A 13000-nucleotide genomic window follows, 5' to 3' on the forward strand; every position below is an offset into this window, starting at 1 on the left:
ACCCAAGCCCGCACCACTCAAAGGCCGCTGCAGCCTTTGTGGACCACCGTCTTCACAAGGCCAAGGGCTGTCCAGGTATCCAAGGTGGGTCATGCCGCCTTTCGGCGTTGAGCGCGGCGTTTGAAGGCAATGCCAAAGCCCAACAGCCCCAATGCGGTCGCTACGCCATGAGGCCAATAGGTAGGAAGCCAATAGTTCATGACCGAGTTGATGAACACCTGTTTGACGGGGTTATACCCCTCGGGCATGGGCAACACGGCATTGGCCTTGGCCCAAGCAGAGTACTCAATCTGCATGGCAGCAAACTGTTCTGGCAGTTCTTTTTGCAAATCTTTTGTTTCTCCAGGGTCGGTGCTCAAGTTGTAGAGACGCCACTGCGAGTCGCCCACGGGTGGGTTGTTCCACACCAATTTCAGATCCCCTTTGAACAAAGCCTTGTTGCCTGCCAGTTCATAGCCAATCGATTCATCTGATTTGCGCACACGGACGCTGGGGTCTGCCAAAACAGGCAACAAACTGCGCCCGGTGAGCCCTTCAATGGGCTGGCCTTGGTAGCGGTTGCCGGGATGCTCAACCCCAGCCAAGTCCAGCAGGGTGGGCACGATGTCGGTGACATGGGTCAGGCCAGCATGCACTTGGTTGCGTGCTGAACTGGTAGCGGCCCCGCTGATGATCAAGGGGGAGCGGATGCCGCCCTCGCTGGCGTAAAACTTGAAGCCTTTGAAGGGTGAGGCAGAGGCGCTGCTCCAAGATGGGCCGGGGACCACATAGGCACCTGGCCCCCCTAATCGGTCCAAGTCGCGTGTGTAATTCATGCGCAGCCACAGGTCAGCTTCTTTGTAATCAGAACCTTCGGGGCCGTTGTCCGACAGAAACACAAACACCGTATTGTCAAATTCACCGGTGGATTTCAGGTGTGCAATCAGTCGCCCCACCTCGTGATCGAGTGCGTCGGCCATGGCCGCGTAAACCTCCATCAGGCGTGCTTGGTAACGTTTCTCTTTGTCGCTCAAGGCGGACCAGTCGCGCGTCGTGCTCATGGTCACCATGGGCGTGTTTTTGGGTACCAATCCCAATTCGATCGCTTTGAGTCGGCGCGCTTCGCGCAGGGCTGTCCAGCCCGCGTCGTATCGGCCTTTGTATTTTTCGATGAAAGACTGCGGTGCTTGCACCGGTACGTGGTTGGCCTGAAAGCCCACATAGGCGAAAAAGGGTTGCCCAGACTCGCGGCCGGTTGAAATGTATTCGATGGCTTTGTCAATGAAAAAAGTTGTGGTGTAAAACTGTTTGGGCAAAACCGGAGGTAAGCCGTTTTCAAACCAATTGACTTTGGCGTTGTGGGGCAGGTAGCGTTTTTCTGGCTCCCAGTTGTCCGAGCCGGTATCGCCCATCACGAAAGACTGGTCAAAGCCGCGCCTATTGGGCAGATTTTCTGGCTCGTTGCCCACATTCCATTTGCCGGTAATGGCCGTGCGGTAACCACGGGCTTGAAGCAAACTCGCCACGGTGACCACATTGGCTGTGAGCGTGGCCTGGTAGCCGGGTTGGCCCAAGTGTGCGCTTGGCATCGTTTCGCGCAGGTTGCCATGACCATTGCGGTGGTTATCTACGCCAGTCAGCAGCATGGCCCGCGTAGGCGAGCACGATGCGGCGACATGGAAGTTCGAAAAACGAACGCCGCGCTGAGCCAAGTTATCCAGATTGGGGGTGGCAATTTCACCACCAAAAGCGCCCACGTCGCTAAAGCCCCAGTCGTCCGCGACCAACACCACGATGTTGGGCCGAGCTGGCCGGGCCGCCCACGCCGCTGTGGTCAGGGTCAAACAAAGCAGCAGTCCAATTTTGATCGTTGAGGATTTCATGGTGTCATGTCTCGCGTTCAGATTTGACTTTTTCATCGGCCAAGGGTTTCCAATGGAGCAAGCCAAAGAGCAGCGTGAGCAAAACGCTGACCGCCATAGGGCCTTTGTACAGGCGCACATGTTTGAACATCAGCAGCAGCTCACACGTATGTAGAACCAACAGCACCAATGCCACGGTGGTGACGCGGTCAAATGTACCCGCAGGCAGGAGGCCGGCGAGTTTGCCCAAAGCCATCGCATAAGCCAGCAAACAAAGGGCACGTAATAGGTAGTTGATCGCGAGTTTCATGTGGTCGAGTCCTGAGAAGAAAAGGAGGCGTTTTGAAGGAGTGCCTCCTGGATGGCCCACAGCCTGTCTTGTCCCCAGACGGCGGTGTCAGTGACACGAAACGAGGGGACGCCCCACAAACCCAAACCGAGCATTTCGGCGCGGTTGGCTTCGGCGATTTGGCGCCATGTTTCGTCTTGCAGGGCTTTTTGAACATCTGTCCAGGACAGCTCGGCCCGCTCAGCGATGAGTCTGAGGCCTCGGTCACTGCCTGCATCGATGCCTTCGGCCCAAACCCCGCGCATGAACGAGAGGACATATGCCTGGCCTTGGCCCGATCGCTCGGCCAGGGGCATCAGCGCCAAACCTCTTTCGACAGGGCGACCCACAGGGTCGTTGATGCGGCCATAAGCGGCACCACGAAGATGCGCCTCCCGTGCCGCATCCAAGCTGATGTACCGACGTTTTTCGCTGGGCACTGGCAAACCCCGCATCACCATAGGCAACACATAACGCAGGTGAACAGGCGCGCCGGTCAAGCGTCCGAGTTTGAACACCCGCTCGGCGACAATGGCTGAGTAGGGGCTGCGCAAGGAAAAAAAGAAATCAATCGGTGAAGGGTGGGCCAAGTCCACAGGGTTTGCCAGGTCGGCGTCCAATGGAAAAAGGAATCCTGATACGCCTGGCCGCTGCGCACCCACGTCCTGCAACCGCTGCTCCAGGTGGTGCAGTCGGTCGATGCCCCAATACCATTCACCGGCGTAATAAAGGGTTGCACTCAAGTAGTGGCCCAAACGTTGCCGCATGGCGTTGGCGGCGGCCAGATGTGCCACTGTTTGGCTTGGGCTGGCTTCGGGCCATGCCGTTTCGTGCTGCCCAAGGGTGTCTTGCGCGACGGTGTTTTGCCAAAGTGAAGCCGACAAGGCTTCAGCCGCCTCAACAAAACGGCCTTGCTCAGCGGCCGCCACCAGTCTTCGGGTGACACGCTCAAGCACCTGATCGGCAGGCTGCTCACCTGGGTCTGTGAAGTTCAGACCGTGGTGGTTGGCCAGTCGCTGAGCGTCTACGCGGCTGTAGGCCACCAAACGCCCGCGGTCGGGGGCGGCCGATTCAGAGGGTGGACCGACCACATGCGCGCTCAGTACGATGTCGTAACGCTCAAGCAAAGCGCTCAGACGAGAAGCCAAAAGTGCGCTGTAAGGGTCATCGACCTGATGAAAGTAGTGGAGACGGTGTGGCTCACCTTGTGCTCGACGCAACCGCTCAGCTTTCGCTCGGGCTTTGAGCAGCCGATCCCGCGACATCAAATGCGCAGAAACAATGGGCATCAACAGGCTTTTGATCGACATTGGATACCCCATGATTTTTGGAGAAAAATGCGCACGCCAGAGCCTATTCCTAAAGGTCAACGCCGAGTTTTCTGAGGATCGACATGGCGCCTATTGGGTTCAGACTGTGGCCCCAACCATCACCTGTCCGGTGGTCCAGATCGTCCGACATTTCGTCATGACAAGGTCGCTTTCAGTGTTGAGACGGTAGGGCGAATCTTGAGTTCAAGAAGTCAATGAATGTCACCGGAATTAAATGACACTATAACTGCCATTACTCAACAGCGTCAACACATTTGCTACTGTTTGTGACTGGGGTTTTCGAGCATGCGCAGCAAAACTTACCCAGTAACTTTCAGGTGACAAGTCCCCATTTCTACTGAGTTGACTGGCACGCAAGAAGACGCATGCAGTCAATAAACGTGCTCGCTGAAGCCTTTGGTCAGTTCGCCACCATGCCTTGGTGGCGCAGCAAAGCGTCCAGGCTCGGCTCTCGTCCACGGAAGGCTTTGAACGACTCCAGTGCCGGGCGGCTGCCACCCGCTTCCAAAATGGCTTGGCGGTACAGGCGGCCCGTTGCCACACTGGGCGTGCCGTCCGCGGCCGCCGTTTCTTCGAAAGCGGCATAGGCGTCTGCGCTCAGCACCTCGGCCCACTTGTAGCTGTAATAGCCAGCGGCATATCCGCCTGCAAAGATGTGGCTGAAGGTGTGGGCCATGCGGTTGAAGGCGGGTGGGCGCATCACGGCCACTTCGTCTCGCACCTGCTGCAACAGCGGTATGAAGTCTTGTGCCGGGTCGTGCTCGGCGTGCACGAGCATGTCGAACAGTGAAAACTCGATTTGGCGGAGGGTTTGCAAGCCACTTTGGAAGTTCTTGGCAGCCAGCATCTTGTCAAACAGGGCGCGCGGCAGGGGTTCACCCGTTTCCACATGGGCCGTCATGTGGCGCAGCACCGACCATTCCCAGCAGAAGTTTTCCATGAATTGGCTGGGCAACTCGACCGCGTCCCACTCCACGCCGCTGATGCCCGAGACATCGCGTTCGTTCACTTGGGTGAGCATGTGGTGCAGGCCGTGGCCAAACTCGTGGAAGAGGGTGATCACGTCGTCGTGCGTGAGCAAGGCGGGCTGGCCGTTCACGCCTTCTGCAAAGTTGCACACCAAGTGGGCCACGGGCGTTTGCAGCACACCGGTGTCGGGGCGCTGCCAGCGGCCGCGCACATCGTCCATCCAGGCGCCGCCGCGTTTGCCCGCGCGGGCGGGTGGGTCCAGGTAGAACTGTCCCACCAATTGGCCCTCACGTTCAATGCGGAAAAAGCCCACGGCCGGGTGCCAGACGGGCGCTTGGTCGGCGCGGATGCTCACTTCGAACAGGGTTTCAATGATCTTGAACAGCCCGGCCAGCACTTTGGGCGCGGTGAAGTACTGCTTGACCTCTTGTTCACTGAAGCTGTAGCGAGCTTCTTTGAGCTTTTCGCTCAAGTAGGGCACGTCCCAAGCGTTGAGCGGACCGGTGATGCCCAGGGCATTGGCTGCGAATTCACGCAAATCGGCGAGGTCTTTTTCGGCAAATGGACGGGCCTTGGTGGCCAGATCGCGCAAAAAGGCGCTCACTTTTTCGGGTGATTCGGCCATTTTGGGCACCACCGACACTTGGGCGTAATTGTCAAAGCCCAGCAAACGGGCCTCTTCTTGGCGCAAGGCCAAAATTTCTTTCATCAAGTCGGTGTTGTCGTATTGCTGGGCTTCTGGCGCCGCCTGGTCTGAGGCCCGCGTGACATAGGCTTTGTAGAGTTGCTCGCGCAAAGCGCCACTGTCGGCAAATTGCATGACAGGCAGGTAAACCGGCATCTTGAGCGACAGGCGGTGACCTTCTTGGCCGTCCTTTTGGGCCGCGTCGCGGGTGGCTTGCACCACATCATCAGGGACACCTTGGAGCTGTTCTTCGCTCACATACAACACAAATTTGTCGGTCGCGTCCAGGGTGTTCTCGCTGAACTTTTGCGTGATTTCTGCCAAGCGTTCCTGGATCGCGGCATAACGTTCCTTGGCCGCGCCCTGCAACTCAGCACCGCCTAGCACAAAGCCACGCAGTGCGTTTTTGTGGGCTTGGGTTTGCTCGGCATTCAGGCTGGCGGCGTCAATGGCCTTGTATTTCGCATACAAGCGTTCGTCGCTGCCCAAACGGGTCCAGAACTCGGTCACGCGGGGCAGGGCGGCGTTGTAGGCGGCGCGCAGCTCGGGCGTATCGGCCACGCTGTTGAGGTGTGAGACGGCGCCCCAGGCCAGACCCAGGCGCTCGGTGCTGACGTCCAGATGGCGGGCGATGGCTTTCCAGTCGGCAGGAAAACTGTCGGCCGTGACGTGTTCAAGGGCTTGGTCGGCGGCGGCCAGCAGTTCGTCCATGGCCGAGGCCACATGCTCGGGGGCAATGCGGTCAAACAGGGGCAGGCCGGAGGTTTCGAGCAAAGGGTTGTTCATGGCACGTCTGAATGTTGAGGGGCTTGTCTCTTTGTATCACTTGACGGCGCGTTCGGCCGCTTCAAGGGTATTGACCAGCAGCATGGTGATGGTCATGGGGCCAACGCCACCGGGCACAGGGGTGATGTGGCTGGCAAGGTGTTTCACGCCTTCAAAGTCCACGTCCCCGCACAGCTTGCCTTCGTCGTTGCGGTTCATGCCCACGTCCAGCACCACGGCGCCCGGTTTGACCATGTCGGCTGTGAGCACGTTGCGTTGGCCCACGGCGGCCACGATCACATCGGCTTGGAGCGTCAAAGCCTTGAGGTTTTGGGTGCGCGAGTGCGCCACCGTCACCGTGGCGTCTTTTTGCAGCAGCATCAGCGCCATGGGCTTGCCCACAATGTTGCTGCGGCCGATCACCACGGCATGTTTGCCGCGCAGGTCGTAGCCGATGCTTTCGAGCATCTTCATGCAGCCATAGGGTGTGCAGGGCCAAAATCCGGGCATGCCGGTCATGAGCGCGCCCGCGCTGGCGATGTGAAAGCCGTCCACATCCTTGGCTGGGCTGATGGCCTCGATGACCTTTTGTGCATCGATGTGTGCGGGCAGAGGCAGCTGCACCAAGATGCCGTGGATGGCCGGGTCTTGGTTGAGTGATTCGACTCGGGCCAGCAGATCGGCTTCGGTCATGGTGGCTTCGTATTTTTCAAGCACCGAGTACAAGCCGCTGTCTTCGCAGGCTTTGACCTTGTTGCGCACATAGACCTGGCTGGCCGGGTTGTCGCCCACCAGCACCACGGCCAGACCCGGGGTGACCCCTTGGGCCTTGAGCGCTTGTGCTCGGGCGCTGACCTCGGTGCGCAGTTGTTTGGAGAGTTGGTTGCCGTCGATGGTGTGTGCGGTCATGTGTGTGAACTCAAAAATTCAGTGAATCAATGCAAAACGCCCGACAGGTGCGGGCGTTTGGGGTGTGAGGGCTCGGAATCAGGCCTTGGGCGAGTTTTGCCCCAGAGCGATCTTGAGCAGGTCGGCCACGGTGTTGGCGTTGAGCTTTTCCATGATGTTGGCGCGGTGCGCTTCGACCGTCTTGATGCTGATGCCCAAATCGTCCGCGATTTGTTTGTTCAGGCGGCCCGCCACGATGCGCTCGAGCACCTGGGCTTCACGGCCCGTCAGTTTGGACAGCAGGGCGTCGCGGCTGGCGGCACTTTGGTATTCGGCGAATGCATCACGGGCTTCGTCCAGCATGCGCTCGACCAGACCCAACAGCTCTTCTTCCTTGAAGGGCTTTTGGATGAAATCCATCGCACCTTTTTTCATGGTGTTCACGGCCATGGGCACATCGCCGTGGCCCGTGATGAAGACGATGGGCAATGGTGATTTGCGCTCAATCAGGCGGTCCTGCAATTCCAAGCCCGTCATCCCACCCATGCGGATGTCGGCGATCAGGCAGGCGACTTCGCGGGGGTCGTATCGGCTGATGAAGGATTCAGCGCTGTCAAAGCAACGCACCCGGTAATCTTTGCCTTCGAGCAACCACTGCAGGGAGTCGCGCACCGCTTCGTCGTCGTCCACGACATAGACAGTGCCTTTTTTGGGAATCAAGCTCATTCATTTACCCCGTGGGTTGTTATGTGGTCAAAGTGGCTTCGACCGGAATCCAGAAGGAGAACCTGCAACCGGTCACCTCGCCGGCATTGTAGAGGTTCTCAGAAACGATACGGCCTTGGTGCGATTCGATGATGCTGCGGCACAAATTCAGGCCAATCCCCATACCTTCGACCTTGGTGGAGAAAAACGCTTCGTAGACCCGTTCGATGGCCTCGGGGGCTAGGCCGGATCCGGTGTCGGAGACGGAAAACTCCACGACCGATTGGTTGTCGATGGTTTTGGGCACGATGCGCAGCTCGACTTGGCGTTGCTCCGGTGGACGGTTGGCGTTGTCGATCGACTCGGCGGCATTTTTCATCAAGTTGATCAGGACCTGTTCAATCAAGATGGGGTCCACCAACAAGGGGGGAAGTCGGGCCGCGATGTGGTGCGTTAAACGCACCTGACGGCGGCGCATTTCGATTTCGGCCAATTCCAACGCTTCGCTGACCATGGAAGACACATCGGACGGGGTGCGGTTGGGCTCGCTGCGTTTGACGAAGCTGCGGATCCGCAAAATGATTTGACCGGCTCTTTGCGCTTGGCGCGCTGTTTTGTCCAGTGCCGAGAGCAAATCTTCCTCGCTGACCTGTTTCGATTGGATGCGCGTGATCATGCCGCTGCAGTAGTTGCTGATGGCCGTCAAGGGCTGGTTAAGTTCGTGCGCCACACTGGAGGCCATTTCGCCCATGGTGATCAGGCGGCTGGCGTTTTGAGCACGTTCGGCTTGTTGGGCGGAGAGCTCTTCGGCCTGCCTGCGCGGCGTGATGTCGCTGGCGATGACCATTTGGGCCAAACGACCGTCTGCCCAATTGATGTAGCGCGAGCGCACTTCCAACCATTTGCCCAGCTCGGTGATGAAGATTTCAGAGTTTTCGGACCGCGCAACCGTGATGCTGTCGATGGGCAAACCCGCCATCTCATCGACATCGTCCAAAGCGGTTGACTTTTCAGCGTTGTCGCTCGCGCCAGCCTGCTGAACCAAACGAAGATGCCCCTCGGTGTCTTGCCCAAACCACAAACGGTACAACTTGTTGGCGAACAAAAGCTCTTTGCTGCCCAAGGGCGCGACCGACACCGAGGCATCGAGGGCCTCCAAAACGATGGTGAAGCGTTCGTGCGAGCCGGCCAATTGCTCACGGATGCGGTTGGGCTCGGTGATGTCGGTCATCGAGGTCATCCAGCCGGTTTGCTTGCCTGAGGCATCGATCAGCGGTGACACGTACATCCGGGCGTCGAACAACTGTCCGTTTTTGCGCTTCACCCGAACCTGAAACCCCCCCGCCGAATGTTGGCCACTGATTTCTTCTTCTAGGCGCCGCATCAACAGTTCACGGTCCTGGTCTGGCCAATAAGGAAAGGGGGCGACAGCGCCGACCAAATCCGACTCGCTCCAGCCCGTCATTTGACAGAAGGCCGGATTGACATAGGTGATTCGTCCGCGCAAATCCAGTGCCCGCATGCCGGTGAGCATCGAGTTTTCCATGGCACGGCGAAAATTGGTTTCGGCGACGAGGGCTTTTTGCGCCTGAATGCGCCTGCGGGTATGGCGCCAATTGCCAATCAGCATCCAAGCGGTCATCACGCTCAGCACACTGACCAGCCAAAACAAACCACTGCCGACCAAGCCCTGAGACGTTCGCCAAGCTTGCGCGCGCAATATCAAATCATTGCCGACGGGTGATACAGGCACCTCGTAGTCGTTGTTGGGCTTGTCGCTGCCAGGCAACATGCGCCACAAAGCAATGCGCTCTGGGATGGTTTGGCCCGCCAAAAGCTGACCGCTGCCGTCTTGCAGTGCCACCGCATATTTCGCCAGCACCTCGGTCGGAACGCCGTAGCGCAGCAAGCCTTCCATGGTGTACTCGGCCAAGATCACACCGTTGAACCGGCCCTGGTCATTGCTCAGCGGAATGTGCAACTGAAGCACGGACAGCTGTGCGTCCCTGTCCGATTCCACATAAATCTGGCCGTAGATCGGCTGCATCAGGTCTCTGGCCAGGCTGAAATGGGCTTCGGTCTCACCCACCTTGAGGACACTTCCCGCTTTCATCGGGGGGTTGGATGACAGGCTCGATGTATTTTGGCTGGCGATGATGCGTCGGCGGTCATCGATCCAAGTCAGGGACAAAAACTCCGGGTACTGCTGCACCAAGCCTTCGGCACGCAACATGAATTGATCGGAGCGGATTTCCTTGTTGGACACATCGCGGCCCAAACGCATGACTTGCTCTTGGCGCTCCAGCAAGCGCAGGCGCAGTCTTTGTTGGGCGTATTCCACATCCCGTTTGATGGCTTCCTGTTCGCGCTCCAACTCCTCCACGCGCAGATACCAAAATGCGGTTGCGATGGCCGCCAAAAAAAGCACCACGGCGGCCACCGGTGCCAAGTTGGCGTAGCGGTCTTGTCTGTTGGGCGACTGGCGGCGCCACCATGAGCGCCACCATGCCCATGGCCCGACCTGCGTCACGACCGATGCTGCTTTGTTCAATTCCATGTCGAGAGTTTAGGGGAGTCGATCCCTGCTTGATTCCTCATCTCCCAAACAGCGGATATTTCTGAATATTTCACAATACAAAATCACTGCGCATAATTTGAAATAAACAAAAATTTATGTGAAAATTCGCGCATCATTGAGCCAAAACATCAAATGGAGACAAACATGACAGCGTCAACACCTCAGCAACCGGGCCGAGACACAGACACGCAAGAAACCCGCGAATGGATGGACGCTCTGTCCGCGGTGATTGAAAAAGCGGGCCCTGAACGCGCTCACTTTTTGCTGGAAGAACTTCTGGAAGAGGCGCGTCAGCACAGCATTGACATGCCGTTCTCGGCCAATACCGGTTACGTGAACAGCATCGAGCCTGACCAAGAAGCCCATTGCCCGGGCAACATCGAAATTGAGGAACGCCTGCGCGCCTACATGCGCTGGAACGCCATGGCCATGGTGGTCAAAGCCAACCGCCACAACCCTGCAGACGGTGGCGACCTCGGCGGTCACATTGGCTCATTCGCCTCATTGGCCCACATGTTCGGTGCGGGCTTCAACCACTTCTGGCACGCAGAAAACGAGAACCACGGTGGCGACTGCTTGTACATCCAAGGTCACGTATCCCCTGGCGTTTACGCCCGCGCCTACCTTGAAGGCCGTTTGACCGAGGAGCAATTGCTCAACTTCCGCCAAGAAGTGGATGGCAAAGGTTTGTCCAGCTACCCACACCCCAAACTCATGCCCGAGTTCTGGCAGTTCCCCACCGTGTCGATGGGCCTTGGCCCATTGATGGCCATCTACCAAGCGCGCTTCTTGAAGTACCTGCACGCGCGGGGCATTGCCAACACCGAAAACCGCAAGGTCTGGGTGTTCTGCGGCGACGGAGAGATGGACGAAGTCGAGTCCTTGGGCGCCATTGGTCTGGCCGCCCGTGAAAAACTCGACAACTTGATCTTCGTGGTCAACTGCAACCTGCAACGCCTGGACGGCCCCGTGCGCGGCAACGGCAAGATCGTGCAAGAACTCGAAGGTGAATTCCGTGGCTCCGGCTGGAACGTCATCAAGCTGCTGTGGGGCAGCGAGTGGGACAAGCTTTTGGCCCGCGACAAAGATGGCGCTCTGCGCAAGATCATGATGGACACCTTGGACGGCGACTTCCAAGCCTTCAAAGCCAACGACGGCGCTTATGTGCGCAAGCACTTCTTCGGTCGTGATCCTCGCACCCTCGAGATGGTCGCGCACATGAGCGATGACGAAATTTGGGCCTTGAAGCGCGGCGGCCACGATCCCCAAAAAGTGTACGCCGCCTACCACGAGGCCGTGAACCACAAAGACCAACCGACGGTGCTGCTGATCAAAACCGTCAAAGGTTTTGGCATGGGCAAGGCCGGCGAGGGCAAGAACAACGTTCACCAAACCAAGAAACTCACGGACGAAGACATCCGCTACATGCGCGACCGCTTCAACATCCCCGTGCCAGACAGCGAATTGGCCAATGTGCCTTTTTACAAGCCTGCAGATGACACCCCTGAAATGCGTTACCTGCACGAGCGCCGCAAGGCTTTGGGCGGGTACTTGCCTCACCGCCGCACAAAAGCTGAAGAAAGCTTCACCGTGCCGTCTTTGGACGCTTTCAAATCGGTGATGGAGCCCACAGCCGAAGGCCGTGAAATCTCCACCACCCAAGCCTATGTGCGCTTTCTCACCCAGCTCTTGCGTGACCAAGCCCTGGGCCCACGCGTGGTGCCCATTTTGGTGGACGAAGCCCGCACCTTTGGTATGGAAGGCCTGTTCCGCCAGATCGGCATTTACAACCCTGCAGGTCAGCAGTACACCCCGGTCGACAAAGACCAGGTCATGTACTACAAGGAAGACAAAGCCGGCCAGATCTTGCAGGAAGGCATCAACGAAGCCGGCGGCATGTCCAGCTGGATTGCAGCAGCCACCAGCTACTCGACCAGCAACCGCATCATGGTGCCGTTCTACGTGTACTACTCCATGTTCGGCTTCCAACGCATTGGCGACCTGGCCTGGGCGGCCGGCGACATGCAAGCGCGCGGTTTCTTGCTGGGCGGCACATCGGGTCGCACCACGCTCAACGGCGAAGGCTTGCAGCACGAAGACGGTCACAGCCACATCATGGCCAACACCATCCCCAACTGCGTGTCCTATGACCCCACCTTCGCGCACGAAGTCGGCGTCATCCTGCACCACGGCTTGAAGCGCATGGTGGAAAAGCAAGACAACGTCTTCTATTACCTGACCTTGCTGAATGAAAACTACGCCATGCCCGGCCTCACACCCGGCACGGAAGAGCAGATCATCAAAGGCATGTACTTGTGCAAGCCGGGTGCCGCGGGCGACAAGCGCGTTCAACTGCTGGGCTCGGGCACCATCTTGCGCGAATCCATTGCGGCGCAAACTTTGCTGGCGACTGACTGGGGCATCCAGGCTGACGTGTGGAGCTGCCCCAGCTTCAACGAGCTGACCCGTGACGGTCAGGACGCCGAGCGCTTCAACCTCTTGCATCCGATGGAAACACCTCGGGTGTCTTTTGTCGGCCAACAATTGGCCAAGCACAACGGCCCCGTGGTCGCTTCGACCGATTACATGAAGGCCTATGCCGAGCAGATCCGCCCCTTCATCCCGAAAGGCCGCACCTACAAAGTGCTGGGCACCGACGGTTTTGGCCGCTCCGACTTCCGCAGCAAGCTGCGCGAACACTTCGAGGTCAACCGCCACTACATCGTGGTCGCCGCACTCAAAGCCTTGAGTGAAGACGGTGCTGTGCCCGCATCGCAAGTGGCTGAAGCGATCAAAAAGTACGGCATCAACACCGAAAAAGTGAATCCTCTTTACGCCTAAGCGGAAAACGGGATTCATTTTTCAGCGGAGACCCATATCGCGCAGCGATGGGATGTTGAAGCGACAAGA

General features: G+C 58.2%; 8 protein-coding genes. 1 reads left to right on the forward strand and 7 read right to left on the reverse strand.

What is annotated here, in order from left to right:
* Positions 1-89: 89 nt before the first annotated feature.
* From B9Z31_RS08365 to B9Z31_RS08395, 7 genes are all read right to left on the reverse strand, one after another.
* Positions 90-1862, reverse strand: a complete 1773-nt coding sequence (locus B9Z31_RS08365; protein ID WP_100119089.1) for an arylsulfatase — start codon at positions 1860-1862, stop codon at positions 90-92.
* Between the two features lie 4 nt (positions 1863-1866).
* A complete protein-coding gene (locus B9Z31_RS08370) occupies positions 1867-2151 on the reverse strand; it encodes a hypothetical protein (protein ID WP_199174460.1) in 285 nt (94 codons plus the stop codon).
* The gene (locus tag B9Z31_RS08375) at positions 2148-3458 is read right to left on the reverse strand and encodes a DsbA family protein (RefSeq protein WP_233200846.1); all 1311 of its coding nucleotides are present in this window, start codon (positions 3456-3458) and stop codon (positions 2148-2150) included. Before B9Z31_RS08375 ends, B9Z31_RS08370 begins: the two co-directional genes overlap by 4 nt.
* A 442-nt stretch (positions 3459-3900) precedes the next feature.
* Positions 3901-5940 carry a M3 family metallopeptidase gene (locus B9Z31_RS08380; RefSeq protein WP_100119091.1) on the reverse strand — a complete coding sequence of 680 codons (2040 nt, stop codon included), beginning with the start codon at positions 5938-5940 and terminating at the stop codon, positions 3901-3903.
* A gap of 36 nt (positions 5941-5976) precedes the next feature.
* Positions 5977-6828, reverse strand: coding sequence for a bifunctional methylenetetrahydrofolate dehydrogenase/methenyltetrahydrofolate cyclohydrolase FolD (folD, locus tag B9Z31_RS08385; RefSeq protein ID WP_100119092.1), 852 nt, complete (start codon positions 6826-6828; stop codon positions 5977-5979).
* A 78-nt stretch (positions 6829-6906) separates the two neighbouring features.
* Positions 6907-7533 (reverse strand): response regulator transcription factor, encoded by a 627-nt coding sequence (locus B9Z31_RS08390; protein ID WP_100119093.1) that lies wholly within the window; start codon positions 7531-7533, stop codon positions 6907-6909.
* A gap of 19 nt (positions 7534-7552) precedes the next feature.
* Positions 7553-10069 carry a PAS domain-containing sensor histidine kinase gene (locus B9Z31_RS08395; protein WP_100119094.1) on the reverse strand — a complete coding sequence of 839 codons (2517 nt, stop codon included), beginning with the start codon at positions 10067-10069 and terminating at the stop codon, positions 7553-7555.
* Positions 10070-10234: 165 nt separating this feature from the next.
* Here B9Z31_RS08395 and aceE point away from each other — a divergent pair, with 165 nt between their 5' ends.
* The gene (gene aceE / locus B9Z31_RS08400) at positions 10235-12931 is read left to right on the forward strand and encodes a pyruvate dehydrogenase (acetyl-transferring), homodimeric type (RefSeq protein ID WP_100119144.1); all 2697 of its coding nucleotides are present in this window, start codon (positions 10235-10237) and stop codon (positions 12929-12931) included.
* Positions 12932-13000: the final 69 nt, after the last annotated feature.

It is taken from the genome of Limnohabitans sp. G3-2, from assembly GCF_002778275.1.
Classification (GTDB): Bacteria; Pseudomonadota; Gammaproteobacteria; order Burkholderiales; family Burkholderiaceae_C; genus Limnohabitans_A.

What these genes read in the sequence shown, in the direction of transcription:
- B9Z31_RS08365 (WP_100119089.1), bottom strand. Translation starts at nt 1,862, where the DNA reads ATGAAATCCTCAACGATCAAAATTGGACTGCTGCTTTGTTTGACCCTG.
- B9Z31_RS08370 (WP_199174460.1), bottom strand. Translation starts at nt 2,151, where the DNA reads ATGAAACTCGCGATCAACTACCTATTACGTGCCCTTTGTTTGCTGGCT.
- B9Z31_RS08375 (WP_233200846.1), bottom strand. Translation starts at nt 3,458, where the DNA reads ATGCCCATTGTTTCTGCGCATTTGATGTCGCGGGATCGGCTGCTCAAA.
- B9Z31_RS08380 (WP_100119091.1), bottom strand. Translation starts at nt 5,940, where the DNA reads ATGAACAACCCTTTGCTCGAAACCTCCGGCCTGCCCCTGTTTGACCGC.
- folD (WP_100119092.1), bottom strand. Translation starts at nt 6,828, where the DNA reads ATGACCGCACACACCATCGACGGCAACCAACTCTCCAAACAACTGCGC.
- B9Z31_RS08390 (WP_100119093.1), bottom strand. Translation starts at nt 7,533, where the DNA reads ATGAGCTTGATTCCCAAAAAAGGCACTGTCTATGTCGTGGACGACGAC.
- B9Z31_RS08395 (WP_100119094.1), bottom strand. Translation starts at nt 10,069, where the DNA reads ATGGAATTGAACAAAGCAGCATCGGTCGTGACGCAGGTCGGGCCATGG.
- aceE (WP_100119144.1), top strand. Translation starts at nt 10,235, where the DNA reads ATGACAGCGTCAACACCTCAGCAACCGGGCCGAGACACAGACACGCAA.